This is a genomic window from Synechococcus sp. MW101C3, assembly GCF_002252635.1.
In the GTDB taxonomy this organism is placed as follows: Bacteria; Cyanobacteriota; Cyanobacteriia; order PCC-6307; family Cyanobiaceae; genus MW101C3.
Map to the genome: position 1 here is coordinate 247,966 of NZ_NQKX01000007.1, position 15,002 is coordinate 262,967.

The following is a 15,002-nucleotide window of genomic DNA, read 5'->3' on the forward strand; positions in this document are numbered from 1 at the left end:
GGGATCAATCTGTCCAATCAATGCCATCCTCCTCACATCGAGGGGCCAAGGGGTGGTGCAGTCCAGTCAAGACTGTCTGTAGACAGCTATCTTCGCGAAGATCGCACTGGTCTTTAAGCAGCGCATCACTTCCGGATCCAATGCGCAATTCCGGCCACTGAAGCTGCCAACAGTCAAATCAGCCTGAAGTGTGCGAGTGATTCAGCTGCCACGGTGAAATGGGCAGACGGGTGATGGCTCTGGTTCAATGCCGTAAGTGGTATTCCCCCCACAGTTACGCCAGGGATCGGGCTGGAGGAAGAAGTTCGGCTTGAGGATCTGGGAACCATCGAAGTCGGCGTGATAGGTGGGAGTGAGTGATGCGGAGATCGGCGGAACCACATAGCGAGGCTCCACCTCCACGCGTCTACCGCACTGGTGCTCGCTGGCGGCAAAGTCCATGAACGATCGCGTGAGGGTGTGGTGATCCGCCATTCGCACCCCTGCTTGCTCGAAGGAGTGGAGCACCGCCACATTGAGTTCCACCACGGATCGGTCTCGCCAGAGTGTGCGCTCGGAGCTGATATCAAGACCGAGTTTTGCTGCGATCAACGGAAGCTGGTTGTAACGATCGATATCGGCAAGGTTACTGGCGCCGATCTCAGTGCCCATGTAGAAGCCGTTAAAGGGTGCAGCGGTGTACTGGATGCCACCGCAATCGAAGGCCAGATTGCTCACCGCAGGCAGGGCATACCAGCGCAGATCGAGATCAGAGAACCAGCTGTAGCGTGGATGGCTGATGGACACTTCCAGGATGAGATCCGGTGGCAGTTCGAAATAGCGCGGCTGCCGGCCCGGAAGCTGAATCACGATTGGCAACAGATCGAAGCGGGTCCACACGCCAGGATTCCAGCCCATGGCCAGCAGGGCCTCGGTGAGTTCCAATTGCATCGGGTCGCCGAGCACCGAACCATCGGGCTGTCGGTATCCGGCATACCGACAGAACTGGGGATTCCAGATGCGACGCCCATCCGGCTTGAACACGGTGATCGTGGAAAGCAACTGACCGCCGTTGGTGGCCGCCTCAATGTGTTCAACAATGGCGGCGAACATCTGTTCCTCGCTTTCAAGGTTGCGGCGGTCGCGCACATCAAGCTCTTCCCAGAGGTGTCGGCCCAGGCAGCGGGTGCTGTTGCGCCAGGCCAGCCGGGCACCGTAGGCAAGCTCGTCATAGCTGTGGTGATAATCCCCATCACGTTGCAGATGTTCCTCCACCTCGCTGAGGCGTGGGCTGAGCACATCGCCTAGATGCTGTTCCCCATAGCACTGCTGCAGAAAAGCTCTGGCCTCTGCGGGGCGATCGTGGATTGGCAGCAGCCTGGGGCTGGAGGCCACCACCGGCTGTATGGACGGCGCCTGCAATGGCGGGCCGAGTGGCGGGTTCAGTGGCGAGGTCGAGGCGTCCGCCCCGGGAGGCATCGGGCCACCCACCGCCAGCCAGCTCTCGATCGTGGGAATGCAACCACCGCACACGGTGGTCGCCTTCGTCTGGCGGGCCAGGCTGGTGATGGAAGGCCCTGACTCCTGGCTGATCAACTCCGCCAGGCGGCCACAGCTGACGTGAGCGCAGCGGCAGATTGGATCGGCGGGTCTGCGGGGCAGCTCCTGCTCAAGCTGGAACCGGCCGCTCCGGCGAAACAGCACCACCATCCAGTGGGGAAGCGGCTCACCCTTAATGAAAAGCCCCTCGACGCGGTTGAACTCAGCCCAATGGCCTCGCAGCCGGACCGCCACAATCCGCTGTTCCAGCAGTGTGAGGCTGCGCACGAGATCCCCCTGGCTCCAGGTGATCTCCTCACCACCGGCAGGGCCATCCCGCCAGCGCAGTGCAACGTGGCGAAAATCGATCGTGCGCTCGATCAGCGCGACCTGACCATTGCTGAGGCGGTAAGAAAACAGCAGAGCGGGGTGGCCTTCCGTGCGGCCCGCACGCCGGCTGAGAACACCGAGGGCCGGCAGGATCTCCACCGGAATCCAGTCGATCACCCTGGAGCGCAGCCAGGTCGCTAGCGCGGTGCTGCCCTTGCAGCGGATCACGCCGGAGGAAGCCTCCGGTGTTGTAGTAGGCGGGGATGCCTGGTGGAGAGCCATGGCAGCCTCTTCCCTCCAACCCTGAAGCAGCAGTTCACTCACCGCAGCCGGGCACTCGAGCTGTACGACCTGAACAGAGGCCTGCTGTTCGGCCAAAGCCTCCTCCAGAGCATGGCTAAGACCCTGACTGAACTGAACCGCGTCAATGCCATCGAGCTTGCCAAGCTCGTTCAAGACCCAGTTCACCTCGCTGGCGCTCACGCCGGCATGCAGGAGTGTGACACGCAGTTCCTCAACATCGAGGATCTGGTCGCCATCGCGGTCGCAGGTTTCAAACTTCAGCGCGGCAAACCCTGCGGCGCTGCTGATGGCATTCTGAAGAGCCGAGCTGATGGCAGCAGCCATCTCGTCGGCATCAAAAGCCTCGGGTCCTTCTAGGCAGCGCTCGCCACTCCAAGGATCGTCAATCCAGGCATCGATCACATCCAGGAGTTCTTGATCGTCCAGCCAGGCGATCGATCTCCTTCCGTAGGGCCAGAGCAGCAGCCGCTCCAGGGTGAGGGCATCGTCGTGGTGGCTAAGCTCCGACAACAGGAACGCGTGCCGTAGCCGGGCTGCATCGGGACGAAACTCCGGCAGGGTGAGATGCCAGGGGGCCACTTCAAGCAGTGGCCGTGGGCCTGGATCACAGCGCAGGGGAGACGCCGAGGCGGTTTGAAGCATGACCACCCGGCTGTCGCTTGGGTTCAGCGGCTCGTCGGCGCGGCGCGGTTGGAGCCCGAGCCGTAGGGCCAGGGCCTGGCTGAGGGGGTGATAAGGATCGGCGCAGATCAGTGCACAGGTCAAGGCTGGGGAGCCTGGGGAGCGTCCTGGTGGGGCAGGTCGTGAAGGTCCAGACACATAGCCCCAACTCCTACCTCATCAACGATAAGGTCTTCCCCTTCAAAATGCACCACGCCGCTTTCCTCGTTGTGACGGCGATACATCACAATGGTCTCGGCAGAGAGGTCACCACGGAGGCATTCAAGGAACAGTTCTCCTTCATCTCCTGGGGTGTCCTCCGGATTAAACAGGACATCCAGGTGATGCCCAAGCTCTTCACTGAGTACGGCGATCACCTGCTCCGCCAATGCATGATCCAACCAGTCCCGGTTGATCAGGATCAGTCGCCGCTCTGGTGAATAGGCGCAGGGGCTTTCTTCCATCGCTTCCGGATCGAGACAACGAACCGGGGGAAGGTCGCTGAAGTCACGCCGTCTGATCCTGTTCACGAATCCCTGCAGGCCGGAGTGGTCTGCAGGGAGCTGAAGTGCGACCTGCGCGGCATGGCTGAGCTGTCCATTGCCGGCCCACACCACCAGCTGACTCCGCCAGTCCTCGATGATCGTAGCCAGTTCGGTTTCAGCCCCTAAAATGCTGTGGTTGTTACAGTTGCCGTGGTCGTCTTGACCAGACTGACCCATCTCCTGAACGGTACTGTTCACGACGGCAAATCATGCATTCAAGATTACTTTAATGCTTAACGCCAACGCCGTGTGAGGAGCGCCACGGTGTTTCTGGTTAGGGCCCACCATTAACCGGTGAGGTGGGGCACTGCCCCTGAAAAGCGGCTCCCACCCATGAGCAAACATCGCAGCCTCAGCCCCGACTTCAAAGCCCTAGATGTGGTTTCTCACCAGATTGTTCATTCCTGCAGCTGAGCGAGCCGCTGCTGAGGGGTGAGACCACCCAGGGCCATGAGGCACTTGCGGCCGATATAGATCCGCAGGTTGGCCAGCAGCGGCTCATTGAGAGCCGCTGCGTTGCTGTAAGACATCACGTAGGCCCGCTCCTCCAGCAGGGTCCACTGCTTCGCAGAAGCCTGCGGCTAGATGAGTCGCTCGGCCTTGCCGTTGGTCACTGGGGTGAAGGGCCTGGTCTTCTTGGCTGTCAACCCCATGGCCTGGCAGGCTTTTCGCCACCCATGGGACTTGGAGGCCGAGCCGTTGTCGCTGAGCACCCGTCGGCATTCGTAGCGCTTGGCTTCCGCGTAGCGGTAGCCCTGGCCATTGAACCAGGCCACCACTCGGCTCAAGAAGCCCACCGTGGTCGAGCCCTTCTCGTCGGCCAACACCTAGACGTGGGACAGATCGATGGCGTCATCCACGGTCACATGGATCTTCTCGTAGCCGGCGCCGGGGGATCTTCCTTTGCGTGGATCACCGGTGAGCCGGTACGCAACACGGTTGAGACAGGCGAGCTGTTTGTTCTCGACATGGATCATGTCTCCCGGTTGCACCCACTGGTATCGCTGCACCGGCGGTCACTGCTTCTCTTTGAGAAGGCTTTGCCAACGCAGAAGCGCTTCGAGCTAAGGGTTGAGGTTCCGCAGTCGGTTCAGCCCCAGGCGCCGCATCGCCCGGGCAAGGATGCTGATCGGCGCCAGCAGCAGCCGGACGATCCTTCGGAGGCTGCAGCGCTGGTGTTTGAGTTCCACGGCCTGCTGCTGTTGCTCCGGATCGAGTCTCCGCCGCTGGCTGCGGCGAATGCTGCATTGATCCGCCAGTGCCGCTGGTCCATCAGAGCGAAAGCGTGCCAGCCACTTGCGGGTGGTGCATTCACTGATGCCGTTCTCAGCAGCCAACTCAGCAAGGCATCGGCCCTGGTCGAGATGCTGACGGATCAGGCGTTCACGATCGATCGGTGTCAGGCGGATAGTGGGGTGTGGATGCATGGGGTGTGAGGCCTTGGTTTGTTGGGTCGCACCACCACCCTGTCAACCTCACAAACCTTTGTGACCTGGAACAACCTGTGGCATTAGACAGTTAGGTCAACAACGAGGGCCAGAGCAATGACGCCGGCGGACAGGGAAAGAAGGCGTCGCAAGAAAGGCTATTTAACTCGGGTTGGAACGATAGGGACCTCAGCTAGGCAAGCTGGATCCTTCGGTTGTGTTGTCAGGAGTTAACCATTCTTTGCCAACTTATGGAGTGTGCGTCAAGCTGGCAGTGTGCGGCCAACTGCCGGCAGTCCTTTGCAGCCCCCTGACCATGACCGCCGAGCGTCGTCAATTTATTTCCCCCTTCCAGTACAACCCGGGGAATGACCCCTCGGTGATCACCTATTTACAAGGCCTCAAGGGTGGTGATGCACCGGGCACTTTTGTGTTGGTCGGCGCCAACAACTCACCGGGTCCCACCCCTGTGGGCCTGGTGTACCAGGGGCCCTTGGATAGGGTGATGAGGCGAGGTGTCAGTGGCTCCGGGACCTGGAGCACAGTGGCAGTGCCGAAAAGATTTGGTGCTGCAGGCACCAGCGTCTATGGGCCCGACAACTTTGGTGCCGGCCTGGGGAATCTTGTGGGCGCGTATACCCGGAGCCTTGGGAACCAAACGCCTAGCTCAGATAACCCTGCCATCGTAGGCTTCACTTATACCGGTGCTCTGAACGGCTCCACGGCCACTGGTTGGCGCAGCGTGCAAGGCACCACTCAGTTGGGCGTGAAGGGTTCTTATACGTTTGTCCACTCTGTGGATGGCGGTCTGGCTGTCGGTAATACCGACAACGCCGATGTCGACGATCTCACGGGTTATTTCAGTCTCAGTTCCACTGCTTTCATCGTCGAGCTGGCTACGGGCCGTCAAACCCCCATCCGCTTCCCGGGCGAGCGCGATCCGTTGGTAACGCACACGGCTTATGGCATTTGGGCCAACGGCAGCGGAAAGTACACCATTGCCGGCGGGTCGGGCGAGGTGCTCAACGAAGAGGCCAGCAGGGTCTCTGCCGGTGAGGCCTATTTGATCGATTACGACAGCATCACTGGTCAGTTTTCGAATTACACGACTTTCTCTTATCGGAATCGAGATCGCACCGACCTGATCACCCACTTTGAAGGGATTTATCGTACAGACAACGGCAGCTACCGTTTGCCTGCCACCAGTGTTGCCCTGAACGACGAGGGCGACCTGGCAATCGCCTCGGAGGTCACTATCAAACGCAACAAAAAGGGTGAATTTCGTGCCAAGGCCAGTTGGCAGGATTTGGATGTGACGCGCAGTAGCGATGGAGCAGTAAGCGTGCTGAGTACAGCCAACTCCCTGTATGGCGACGTGACGGTTGGCTTCGCCAACTATCCAGACGGCAACAGCGGCCTGACTCCGCTCGATTTTGTCAGTCGGCTGTTATGACTGCTCTCATCAAGCAGGGCTGATCGCCTGGTGTGAGGTGACCTTAGGGCCACACCCCCGCCGACACCTAAGCCTCCTGCTGGGCGCTCACCACTCGGCCGCTAGCTTAAAAGGCTTTGAATTGATTGAAGTCGAGTTAGCAGTATAGCTCAGCTAGGTAGGGATCATTCTTCTGTGCAGCGACATTCAGGTCTTCGCCTCTGAAGAGAATGCAGCCCAGCTGGATGATCGCCTCCACCAGCTTGGCGGCAGGCGGGGCCTCTCGCTGCTGGCGAACGGTTCTGGAGCAGGACACGGAGCGGGCGGACGTAGAAACAAAACAGCAGCCATTGGGCAGCAGCGCAGGACGCGAAGCACCCGCGCGGCCAGCAGCAAGGCAGGGTTGATTCAAAGCCTCAATAAGGATCTTGCTGTGGCTGCCGTCGCTCCATCACCAGCAGCGCCGTGATGCCGTGCATCAACGCCTGCATCCCAGCGAGGATCGACTGGAAACCGGCCAACCGCAGCAGGTTCAGCGCTGCGGTTCGGAGCGTGGCCATCGCGCTGGCGCCATTGCCGCGGCAGCGGTGGTCGTCCTCGTAGAGCTGGGTGTCGCAGATCCAGTGCCAGCCCTCAATGCTTCATCGGTCCCGCACCAGTTGCAGCAGGGCTTCTGGGGTGGTGCGCAGCACCAGGCTGGCCTTGCTGCGCTCCACCGCACACCTGTGGTGACCTGCCTTGAGCCTGGCGCTCAGATCGCAGAGCGCTGCATCCATGGACCCGAATGGACCGGAAGGTGGACCAATTCTGTCGCCTGTTTAGGCCTCAATAGGCCCAAACAGACCTAAACAGAAAAGCCACCCCTAGGGAAGAGGCGGCTGTCTGACTGGGATCTACCGGTGTGACTGAATCGGAGCGGCGGGATTTGAACCCACGACCCCCACTACCCCAAAGTGGTGCGCTACCAAGCTGCGCTACGCCCCGGCGAGATGGAAACTATCACAGCTCCGGTGGCAGCCAGCGCTCCCAGTGCTTGGTGCGTTTGAGCCGCCGCAGCACCCGGGCGTTGAGCTGTTCACGGCGGGCACCGGCATAGCCCCACAGCCGCAGCCGGCGCGCCGTGTGGCGCAGTTCCGCCAGGGAGAGGGAGGCAAGCCGCAGCTCCGGCACCCGCCGCCAGGCGCTGGCCCGCACGGGCATCGGGTCGCCAGCCGAGGCCCCAGGCAGGCCCAGCAGCGCTCCCCCGGCCATCCACTCCGGCACCAGAACGAACAGGACTGCCAGCAGTCCATAGAGCTCCACGAGGCCGCGGGGGAGGGGGTGAAGCTTGCGCTTGCCCTGAGGCTCGCCTGGGGGATCGACCACGCTCAGATCACGCTGCCGTTGGCCCGGGGCACGCGCGGCTCCAGCCCGGGGGCGGGGGTGCTTCGCGATGGCGGCGCCTCCTTCCACAGCAGCGGCGCCTCCGGCGCCGGGTTGAGCTTGCCGTACCAGAACACCAGGGCAAACACCAGGCCCAGGGTGCAGAGCAGTGACACGATCACTGTGCGGTCGGAGAGGGAACCCATCGGTGTCAGGCCTGATCGGTGCGGAAGCAGGAGAAGCGCTGCGGCAGCCGCTCCACGGTGAGCTCATCGCCTCTGAGGATCAACCGCAGGTTGTCGTCGCCGTAGCGCACCCCCGGCAGCGGCGAGGTTTCCCGGAACAAGGTGGCGCGGGAACCACCGCTGATCAGCGAGGCCTGAGCGTCATTGCGCTCCACCACGAGGCGTCCCTGGTCGCGGCAGAGAAAACTCTCGCGGATCTCGTAGTGCTCCCACCAAGGGGAGCTCATCGCCAGAACCGGCGGCATCAACGGAACCACAACGGTGGCGCTGAGGCCGGCGGCCAGGAGGCTGGCAGCGGATCTGGCAGCGGGTCCGGTCGTCATCGGGAAGAACCAGTGTGGAAGCGAAGGGTCGAGGAGGGCCGCCGAACCGCTCGGGCCAGCCCAGAGGCTGGGTCAGAGGCGGATCGGCTCGTTGGAGCTGCGCAGCACGCAGTGCTGCACCGACCAGTCGTACTGCGCCCAGACCTCGGGCGCCAGCAGGAAGTTGCCGCCGGCAAAGGCGGTGAGCCGTACACCGCTGGGACGGGCGGAGCAGTAAGGGCGGCTGCCGGGGCGGGCCAGGTACTGCTGGTGGTGGGTTTCGGCGAAATAGAAGGGCTTGTGGATCAGGATCTCGGTGGTGATCGCCGGGAAGCCGGCGGCGCTGAGTTGCTCCTGGTAGTGGCGGCGGCTGGCCTCGGCCAGCGTCAGCTGCTCGGGCGTGGTGCAGAGAATCGCCGAGCGGTACTGACTGCCGGTGTCATTGCCCTGGGCCAGGCCCTGGGTGGGGTCGTGGCATTCCCAGAAGAGCTTGAGCAGATCGGCGAAATCGACCCGCCGGGTGTCCCACACCACCCGCACCACCTCGGTGTGGGCGGTGCGGCCGGAGCACACCTCCTCGTAGGTGGGGTTGGGGGTGTGGCCGGCGGCGTAGCCCACGGCCGTGGTGACCACGCCGGGCAGGCGCCAGAAGCCCTTTTCCGCGCCCCAGAAACAGCCGCAGCCGAAGCTGGCTTCCTGTTCATGGGCCTGCAGCGGTGCCTGCAGCGGTGTGCCCAGCACCACGTGGCGTTCAGCGGTGGGGATCGGCGTGGCCCGACCGGGTAGGGCCTCCGTGGCGGAAACGATCCGCTGCTTTGGGCTGCTGGTGCCGGTCGTGAAGAGTCCGAACAACGGGTCGTTGGAAGCTGAACGGAGCCTAGGCAGGGGTTTCCGTGTCCGCCGCCGGCAGCAGGGCGATGTGGTTCAGCAGCGTGGTGGTGAACGCAAACAGCAGGAAGGGCAGCGACAGCACCAGGATCACGCCCACACCCACCAGGGCGAAGATCGGCTTGCTGGAGCCCATCAAGGCGAGGCCTGCCGCCAGGCTCACGAAAATCACCAGCATCCACACCAGCACCTGCCCGTAGATATCGCCGAAGGTGAGGGTGCAGCGCAGGTTGTAGCCCTTGAGGGGATCCATGACGACGAGGGAACGGTTGGCGGCCGGGAGATCCCGGCCCCCAGCTAAGCCGCCCCGGGGCAGGTTGTCTGCTCCGTTCAACAACTCGTTTTGGTTCAGCCAGCTGCAGCTGAGCGTCTCGGTTCAGGCCAACTGGAGCTGAACCTCCGCCTGCTGCCGCTCCCAGAGGCGGCGGTAGGTGCCGGGCAGGGCCAGCAGATCCTCGTGGTGGCCCTGCTGCACCAGCCGCCCGTCCTCCAGCACCAGCACGCGGTCGCAGGCGGCGGCGGCCGAGAGCTGGTGACTGATCATCACGATCGTGCGGCCGTGCTGGGCGCGGATCGACTGCAGGATCGCCGCCGCCGTGTTGTTGTCCACGCTGGCGAGGGCGTCATCAAGCACGAGCAGGGGGCAATCCACCAGCAGCGCCCGGCCCAGCGCCGCGCGTTGGCGCTGGCCACCGCTCAAGGTGATGCCACGCTCCCCCACCAGCGTGCCGTAGCCATCGGGGAAGCCACGGATGTCGCCTTCCAGCCGCGCCTCGCGGGCCGCTTCCTCCACCTGCTCGAAGCTGGCGTCGGGGTCGCCGTAGCGGAGGTTGTCGGCCAGGGTGGCGGTGAACAGATAGCCCTCCTGGGGCACCAGGGCCACCTGGGCGCGCAGGTCGGCCAGCGACAGAGCCGTGACATCGACGCCATCGATGAACAGCTGCCCGGACGGCACCTCCGCCATGCGGCCTAAGGCCCGGGCCAGGGTGGTTTTGCCGCAGCCCACCGGACCCACCACCGCCACCAGTTCGCCGGGGGCGATGCGGAAGCTCACGTCGCTCAAGGCCTCGCGGTGGGCGTCGTCGTAGCGGACCGTGAGACCACGCGCCTCGACAGCCCCATGGCGCTCACGGGCGGGAGGCACCGGATCGGCCGGGGATTCCACCCGTGGCCGGCGGCCGAGCAGTTCCTCCACCCGCTCCAGGCTCACCTGGCCGGTCTGGAAGGTGTTGAGGGTGAAGCCGAGCAGGGCGGTGGGGAACACCAGCCGCTCCACGAACAGGATCAGGGCCACCAGGTTGCCGATGCTGAGGCGGCCGCTTTCCAGCTGGCCGCTGCCGATCGCCAGCAGCAGCAGCAGGCTGATCGAGGAGATGCCTTCCAGCAGCGGGAACAGGGTGCTGCGGGTGCGGGAGAGGGCCAGGGCCGAGTCGCGGTAGCGGCCGTTGCGTTCGCCGAAGGCCGTCTGCTCGTGCACCTCCTGGCCGTAAATCTTGATGGCGCTGATGCCAGAGAGGTCTTCCTGGATCAGGTCGCTGAGGCTGGCCAGGCACTCCTGCTGGCGCCGCTGCTGCCGCATCATGCGGCCGCCGAACAGACGCACCACCATCAGCATCAAGGGGTACAGACCCACCGCCGCCAGGGTGAGCAGCGGGTCGATCATCAGCATCGCCGGCAGGGTGAGCGCGTAGGCGAGGGCCGTGTTGGTGAGGCTGAGCACGGCGAAACCGAGCAGGCGTCGCACGTTCTCCACATCGCTGGTGGAGCGGCTGATCACCTCGCCGCTGCCGGTGGTCTGCACCCAGCCGGGCTCCTGGCGCAGCATGTGGTCGAACACCCGCTGGCGCAGGCTGGCCTCCACCTGGCGCCCCACGCCGAACACCAGCAGGCGTGAAACGAGGCGCGCCACCCCCATCAGCGAGGCCAGCAGCACGATCCAGCCGGCCTGCCTCAGCACGTAGGACACGGCGAAGCCGTCCTGCAGGTCGTCGATGATCCCGCGCACCATCAGCGGGATGGCGACGCTCAGCAGGTTCACCACCACCAGGGCCAGCACACCGCCGAGCAGCACCCGCCGGTGGGGGCGCAGGTAGCGCCAGATCAGACCCAGGCGGATGGCGGCCATGGCGGGGGGTGGAATGGCTCCAACCTACGGATCGCGCCAGCCGGGCGAGAGTGGCAGGCCTTCGAGCCGGGCCGCGCGGAGATCAGCACCCCGCCCCGCCCGCACCGCCGCACACAGCGCCTCACCCTGCCCCGAACACACCCCTACCCATGCCGTCACCCGAGAGCCAGTCGCATCCTTTGTATGGCACCGATCGCCAGGTGGTGGACGGCCTGCTGGCCAGCGACCAACCCGGCGACGGCCAGCTGGTGGATCTGGCCCGCCTGCTGAACCGCTACGACGGCTTTCCCGGCGCCGAGGATCTGCGCGCCGATCTCACCAAGACCCTGGCCCACTGGGGCCTCAACCGCGAGGAGCTGCACCGCCGCACGCGGGCGTTGTGGGAAGGCGGCTACCGGCCCGGCCCGGTTGCGGCCGCCGAGGGCCAGGCGGTGGGCAGCGGCTTCGACACCGCCGCGCAGGACACGCCCTGAACGACGGGAATCGGTCTCAGTGTGCTCCGATGATCAGCGGATTCGCGTTTCTCAGGTGATAGTGGGAGCGTCCCCATCACCTGGCCCGGCGTGTCCTGCACCCGGGCTTTTTTTCTGGCCGGGCGCCCTTTCCCCGCAACCAGGCCACCACGTCTCAGGCTCGATGCGTTCCACCCTTTCCTGGCCCCAGCTGCTCGAAACCCTGCTGCAGGGCCAGCCGCTGGCCGATGCCGATGCCACCGCCCTGATGGAGGGCTGGATCGCCGCGGCGATCGAACCGGAACTCACCGGTGCGCTGCTGGCTGCCCTGCGCAGCAAGGGGGTCAGTGGCGGGGAACTGGCGGCCATGGCCGCGGTGCTGCGCGAGGCGGCACCCCTGCCCTGCCCCCGCCCCGATCTTCCCCTGGTGGATACCTGCGGCACCGGCGGGGACGGGGCCGACAGCTTCAACATCTCCACGGCGGTGGCCTTCGTGGCGGCGGCCTGCGGTGCCACCGTGGCCAAGCACGGCAACCGCAGCGCCAGCGGCAAGGTGGGCTCCGCCGATGTGCTGGAGGCGCTGGGGCTCAACCTCAAGGCGCCGGCCGCCACCGTGGTGGGGGCACTGCCGCAGAGCGGTGTCACCTTTCTGTTCGCGCCCGGCTGGCATCCGGCCCTGGTGGGGCTGGCACCGATCCGCCGCCGTCTGGGCGTGCGCACGGTGTTCAACCTGCTCGGCCCGCTGGTGAATCCGCTGCGGCCGGAAGCCCAGGTGCTGGGCGTGGCCCGCGCCGACCTGCTCGATCCGATGGCCGATGCCCTCTGCCGCCTCGGCCTGGAGAGGGCGGTGGTGGTGCACGGCCATGGCGGTCTCGATGAGGCCTCGCTGTCCGGTCCGAGCGAGCTGCGCCTGGTGGAGCAGGGGCAGATCCGCTCGCTCCGCCTCGATCCCACCGCCCTGGGGCTGGCCGAGGCGCCGATCGAGGCGCTGGCCGGCGGCGATGTGGCAACCAACCAGCGCATCCTGGCGGCGGTGTTGCAGGGGGAGGGCAGCAGCGCCCAGCGTGACGTGGTGGCGCTGAACACGGCGCTGGTGCTCTGGGCCGCTGCCAGGGCCGAGAGCGTGGAGGACGGCCTGGCGCAGGCGCTGGCGGCGCTGGCGGGCCCGGCCCCGTGGCAGCGGCTCGAGGACCTGCGTGCAGTCCTGGCGCAGGAGGATGATCAGACCAGCGCTACCCCTGCCCCTTGACCGCCCCCTCCGCCGCCCTGCTCGTGCTCGCCGATGGCACCGTGCTGCGGGGCACGGCCTTCGGTGCGGTGGGCACCACCATCGGTGAGGTGGTGTTCAACACCGGCATGACCGGCTATCAGGAGGTGATCACCGACCCCAGCTACGCGGGCCAGCTGGTCACCTTCACCTACCCGGAGCTCGGCAACACCGGCGTGAACGCCGACGACCGCGAGGCCGATACCCCGCAGGTGCGCGGCGTGATCGCCCGCCAGCTGGCGCCGGTGGCCAGCAGCTGGCGCTCTGAAGGCCTGCTGGCCGACTGGCTGGCGGAGCACGGTGTGGTGGGCATCGCCGGCGTGGACACCCGCGCGCTGGTGCGCCACCTGCGGGAGCGGGGTGCCATGAACGGCGCGATCAGCAGCGATGGCACCGCCGCCGCCGCCCTGCTGGAGCAGGTGCGCCGGAGCCCCTCGATGGAAGGCCTGAACCTGGCGGAAACCGTCAGCACCCCCACCAGCTACGTGTGGCAACAGCTCTGCGGCGCCGGCTTCGATCAGCGCCAGCAGGTGGCGCCGGCTGAGCCCTACCGGGTGGTAGCGATCGACTTCGGCATCAAGCGGGCGATCCTGGAGCGGCTCAGCGCCCACGGCTGCACGGTCACGGTGCTTCCGGCGGGCGCCAACCTCGACGAGGTGCTGGCCCAGGAGCCGGAGGGGGTGTTCCTCTCCAACGGGCCCGGAGATCCGGCCGCCGTGCAGAGCGGCATCCGGCTGGCGGCGGGGCTGATCGAGCAACCCAGCCTGCCGGTGTTCGGCATCTGTCTGGGCCACCAGATCCTCGGCCTGGCCCTCGGGGGCAGCACCTACAAGCTCAGCTACGGCCACCGCGGCCTCAACCATCCCTGCGGCGGCCATGGGGTGGTGGAAATCACCAGCCAGAACCACGGCTTCGCCCTGGCGGCCGCCTCGCTGGATGCGGCACAGGTGGAAATCACCCATACCAACCTCAACGACAACACGGTGGCGGCCCTGCGCCATCGCCACCGGCCCGTGTTCGGCGTGCAGTACCACCCGGAAGCCAGTCCTGGCCCCCACGACGCCGACCACCACTTCGGCCGCTTCGTGGCCCTGATGGCTGAACGCCGCGCCTGATCGACCGGCGGGTGTTCCGGTTTTGTGTGCGAGCGGTCTGGGCCTTGCCATCGCTCATTACACTTCGGTCGCTCGTTTCGCATCGAGGGCTGGGGCGATTCCAGAACTGCATCGACTGACCGTTTCCTTACGGGGCGGCTGTGAGCGTCGCGAAAACTGCCTGCTGTGCAGTTTCACTGGCCAGCTCGACGCCTATTCCGACAAGCAGTTCAAGGAGTTCATCACCGAACAGATGGGCAGCAACAAGCTGCCGCTGCTGCTGGATCTCACCCACATCGATTTCATCGATTCCTCCGGCCTCGGCGTGCTGGTGCAGCTGGCCAAGCAGTGCACCGAAGCCAACATCCAGTTCGTGGTGGTGGGCAACGCCCGCGTCATCCAGACCGTGAAACTGGTGCGCCTGGAAAGCTTCCTGCACCTGCAGCCCGATCTGGAAACGGCACTGGGTGCCCTTGCCACCGCCTGATTCCGAGGCCGTCCGCTGGCTGATGCGCCTGCAACCGGCGGAAGCCGAGGCGCTGGGGCCGCTCCAGCTCGCCTGGCTGGGCGATGCGGTGTGGGAACTGCATCAACGTCTGCGCCACTGCCGCAGCCCCGGCCGCAGCGATGCGCTGCACAGGGCCGTGGTGGAGGAAGTGCGCGCCGATGCCCAGGCGCGGGCGCTTGAGCGGCTCGAGCCGCTGCTGGAGCCGGAAGAGCGGGAATGGGTGCGGCGTGGCCGCAACAAAGCCGGCCGTGGTCCTCGCCGGGGAGATCCGGGACGCTACGGACAGGCCACAGGGTTTGAGACAATGGTGGGCTGGCTCTTTTTACGGAATCCCGGACGGCTCGCCCAGCTGCTGGATCATCTGGAACAGACCGACCCCTGACCCCTTGCCTCCGTACCCATGAACCAACGTTTCGAGCGCCGCCGGCCCAATGGCGCAGGCGGGGGCAGCGATCGGCCCGGCGCCGGGCCGCGCGGCGCACGGCCGGCCCGTCCGGGCGAAGGGCGGCCTGAGCGCCGCGGTCCGGCGCCGGAGCGTGGCGGA

The 15,002-nt window shown here is 65.4% G+C and carries 20 protein-coding genes and 1 tRNA gene; 6 read left to right on the forward strand and 15 right to left on the reverse strand.

Annotation, left to right across the window (positions count from 1 at the left end; genetic code table 11):
* Positions 1 to 201: 201 nt before the first annotated feature.
* From CJZ80_RS10830 to CJZ80_RS15720, 6 genes are all read right to left on the reverse strand, one after another.
* Positions 202 to 2,916, reverse strand: a complete 2,715-nt coding sequence (locus tag CJZ80_RS10830; RefSeq protein ID WP_094512995.1) for a nitric oxide synthase oxygenase — start codon at positions 2,914 to 2,916, stop codon at positions 202 to 204.
* Positions 2,913 to 3,533 carry a hypothetical protein gene (locus CJZ80_RS15140; protein WP_144037014.1) on the reverse strand — a complete coding sequence of 207 codons (621 nt, stop codon included), beginning with the start codon at positions 3,531 to 3,533 and terminating at the stop codon, positions 2,913 to 2,915. Before CJZ80_RS15140 ends, CJZ80_RS10830 begins: the two co-directional genes overlap by 4 nt.
* A 221-nt stretch (positions 3,534 to 3,754) precedes the next feature.
* Complete coding sequence (locus CJZ80_RS15810) at positions 3,755 to 3,886, reverse strand: hypothetical protein (RefSeq protein ID WP_255374150.1); 132 nt, start codon at positions 3,884 to 3,886, stop codon at positions 3,755 to 3,757.
* Positions 3,887 to 3,937: 51 nt separating this feature from the next.
* Entirely contained in the window at positions 3,938 to 4,180 is a 243-nt protein-coding gene (locus CJZ80_RS15710) for a DDE-type integrase/transposase/recombinase (protein WP_233133011.1), read from the reverse strand.
* A gap of 3 nt (positions 4,181 to 4,183) precedes the next feature.
* The gene (locus CJZ80_RS15715) at positions 4,184 to 4,333 is read right to left on the reverse strand and encodes a hypothetical protein (RefSeq protein WP_233133012.1); all 150 of its coding nucleotides are present in this window, start codon (positions 4,331 to 4,333) and stop codon (positions 4,184 to 4,186) included.
* Positions 4,334 to 4,420: 87 nt separating this feature from the next.
* Positions 4,421 to 4,783, reverse strand: a complete 363-nt coding sequence (locus tag CJZ80_RS15720) for a leucine zipper domain-containing protein (protein ID WP_233133013.1) — start codon at positions 4,781 to 4,783, stop codon at positions 4,421 to 4,423.
* 316 nt (positions 4,784 to 5,099) lie between these two features.
* On the opposite strand from CJZ80_RS15720, the gene CJZ80_RS15145 reads away from it, so the two are divergent.
* Complete coding sequence (locus tag CJZ80_RS15145; protein WP_144037015.1) at positions 5,100 to 6,236, forward strand: hypothetical protein; 1,137 nt, start codon at positions 5,100 to 5,102, stop codon at positions 6,234 to 6,236.
* Positions 6,237 to 6,631: 395 nt separating this feature from the next.
* On the opposite strand, the gene CJZ80_RS15465 is transcribed toward CJZ80_RS15145, so the two are convergent.
* From CJZ80_RS15465 to CJZ80_RS10885, 9 genes are all read right to left on the reverse strand, one after another.
* Positions 6,632 to 6,775, reverse strand: coding sequence for a hypothetical protein (locus CJZ80_RS15465; protein ID WP_198948291.1), 144 nt, complete (start codon positions 6,773 to 6,775; stop codon positions 6,632 to 6,634).
* Between the two features lie 81 nt (positions 6,776 to 6,856).
* Positions 6,857 to 6,991 (reverse strand): hypothetical protein, encoded by a 135-nt coding sequence (locus CJZ80_RS15815; RefSeq protein ID WP_255374151.1) that lies wholly within the window; start codon positions 6,989 to 6,991, stop codon positions 6,857 to 6,859.
* Between the two features lie 134 nt (positions 6,992 to 7,125).
* Positions 7,126 to 7,199: transfer RNA gene (locus tag CJZ80_RS10855), tRNA-Pro, on the reverse strand.
* 15 nt (positions 7,200 to 7,214) lie between these two features.
* Positions 7,215 to 7,580: a hypothetical protein gene (locus CJZ80_RS10860; RefSeq protein ID WP_094512998.1), complete on the reverse strand. Its 366-nt coding sequence runs from the start codon at positions 7,578 to 7,580 to the stop codon at positions 7,215 to 7,217.
* 2 nt (positions 7,581 to 7,582) lie between these two features.
* Entirely contained in the window at positions 7,583 to 7,783 is a 201-nt protein-coding gene (locus CJZ80_RS10865) for a hypothetical protein (RefSeq protein WP_094512999.1), read from the reverse strand.
* A 5-nt stretch (positions 7,784 to 7,788) separates the two neighbouring features.
* The gene (locus tag CJZ80_RS10870) at positions 7,789 to 8,145 is read right to left on the reverse strand and encodes an MliC family protein (RefSeq protein WP_233133014.1); all 357 of its coding nucleotides are present in this window, start codon (positions 8,143 to 8,145) and stop codon (positions 7,789 to 7,791) included.
* Positions 8,146 to 8,217: 72 nt separating this feature from the next.
* Entirely contained in the window at positions 8,218 to 8,976 is a 759-nt protein-coding gene (gene msrA / locus CJZ80_RS10875; protein WP_094513000.1) for a peptide-methionine (S)-S-oxide reductase MsrA, read from the reverse strand.
* Between the two features lie 25 nt (positions 8,977 to 9,001).
* A complete protein-coding gene (locus CJZ80_RS10880) occupies positions 9,002 to 9,265 on the reverse strand; it encodes a hypothetical protein (protein ID WP_094513001.1) in 264 nt (87 codons plus the stop codon).
* Between the two features lie 123 nt (positions 9,266 to 9,388).
* Positions 9,389 to 11,137: an ABC transporter ATP-binding protein gene (locus CJZ80_RS10885; protein ID WP_094513002.1), complete on the reverse strand. Its 1,749-nt coding sequence runs from the start codon at positions 11,135 to 11,137 to the stop codon at positions 9,389 to 9,391.
* A gap of 149 nt (positions 11,138 to 11,286) precedes the next feature.
* Here CJZ80_RS10885 and CJZ80_RS10890 point away from each other — a divergent pair, with 149 nt between their 5' ends.
* The 5 genes from CJZ80_RS10890 (at position 11,287) to CJZ80_RS10910 (ending at position 14,840) form a co-directional block, all read left to right on the forward strand.
* Entirely contained in the window at positions 11,287 to 11,610 is a 324-nt protein-coding gene (locus CJZ80_RS10890) for a DUF3288 family protein (protein ID WP_094513003.1), read from the forward strand.
* A gap of 163 nt (positions 11,611 to 11,773) precedes the next feature.
* Positions 11,774 to 12,838, forward strand: coding sequence for an anthranilate phosphoribosyltransferase (gene trpD, locus CJZ80_RS10895; RefSeq protein ID WP_094513004.1), 1,065 nt, complete (start codon positions 11,774 to 11,776; stop codon positions 12,836 to 12,838).
* Complete coding sequence (carA, locus tag CJZ80_RS10900) at positions 12,835 to 13,971, forward strand: glutamine-hydrolyzing carbamoyl-phosphate synthase small subunit (protein WP_094513005.1); 1,137 nt, start codon at positions 12,835 to 12,837, stop codon at positions 13,969 to 13,971. Before trpD ends, carA begins: the two co-directional genes overlap by 4 nt.
* A 115-nt stretch (positions 13,972 to 14,086) precedes the next feature.
* Complete coding sequence (locus CJZ80_RS10905) at positions 14,087 to 14,437, forward strand: STAS domain-containing protein (protein ID WP_094513062.1); 351 nt, start codon at positions 14,087 to 14,089, stop codon at positions 14,435 to 14,437.
* A gap of 22 nt (positions 14,438 to 14,459) precedes the next feature.
* Positions 14,460 to 14,840, forward strand: coding sequence for a ribonuclease III domain-containing protein (locus CJZ80_RS10910; RefSeq protein ID WP_094513063.1), 381 nt, complete (start codon positions 14,460 to 14,462; stop codon positions 14,838 to 14,840).
* The last annotated feature ends 162 nt before the right edge of the window (positions 14,841 to 15,002 follow it).

Excerpts from the sequence above, each read along its gene's own strand:
- trpD (WP_094513004.1), top strand. The coding sequence starts at position 11,774 with ATGCGTTCCACCCTTTCCTGGCCCCAGCTGCTCGAAACCCTGCTGCAG.
- CJZ80_RS10885 (WP_094513002.1), bottom strand. The coding sequence starts at position 11,137 with ATGGCCGCCATCCGCCTGGGTCTGATCTGGCGCTACCTGCGCCCCCAC.
- CJZ80_RS15810 (WP_255374150.1), bottom strand. The coding sequence starts at position 3,886 with ATGTCTTACAGCAACGCAGCGGCTCTCAATGAGCCGCTGCTGGCCAAC.
- CJZ80_RS10890 (WP_094513003.1), top strand. The coding sequence starts at position 11,287 with ATGCCGTCACCCGAGAGCCAGTCGCATCCTTTGTATGGCACCGATCGC.
- CJZ80_RS15145 (WP_144037015.1), top strand. The coding sequence starts at position 5,100 with ATGACCGCCGAGCGTCGTCAATTTATTTCCCCCTTCCAGTACAACCCG.
- CJZ80_RS15465 (WP_198948291.1), bottom strand. The coding sequence starts at position 6,775 with ATGGCCACGCTCCGAACCGCAGCGCTGAACCTGCTGCGGTTGGCCGGT.
- CJZ80_RS15715 (WP_233133012.1), bottom strand. The coding sequence starts at position 4,333 with ATGATCCATGTCGAGAACAAACAGCTCGCCTGTCTCAACCGTGTTGCG.
- CJZ80_RS15815 (WP_255374151.1), bottom strand. The coding sequence starts at position 6,991 with ATGGATGCAGCGCTCTGCGATCTGAGCGCCAGGCTCAAGGCAGGTCAC.
- CJZ80_RS15140 (WP_144037014.1), bottom strand. The coding sequence starts at position 3,533 with ATGGGTCAGTCTGGTCAAGACGACCACGGCAACTGTAACAACCACAGC.
- CJZ80_RS15720 (WP_233133013.1), bottom strand. The coding sequence starts at position 4,783 with ATGCATCCACACCCCACTATCCGCCTGACACCGATCGATCGTGAACGC.
- CJZ80_RS10865 (WP_094512999.1), bottom strand. The coding sequence starts at position 7,783 with ATGGGTTCCCTCTCCGACCGCACAGTGATCGTGTCACTGCTCTGCACC.
- CJZ80_RS10880 (WP_094513001.1), bottom strand. The coding sequence starts at position 9,265 with ATGGATCCCCTCAAGGGCTACAACCTGCGCTGCACCCTCACCTTCGGC.
- CJZ80_RS10870 (WP_233133014.1), bottom strand. The coding sequence starts at position 8,145 with ATGACGACCGGACCCGCTGCCAGATCCGCTGCCAGCCTCCTGGCCGCC.
- CJZ80_RS10910 (WP_094513063.1), top strand. The coding sequence starts at position 14,460 with ATGCGCCTGCAACCGGCGGAAGCCGAGGCGCTGGGGCCGCTCCAGCTC.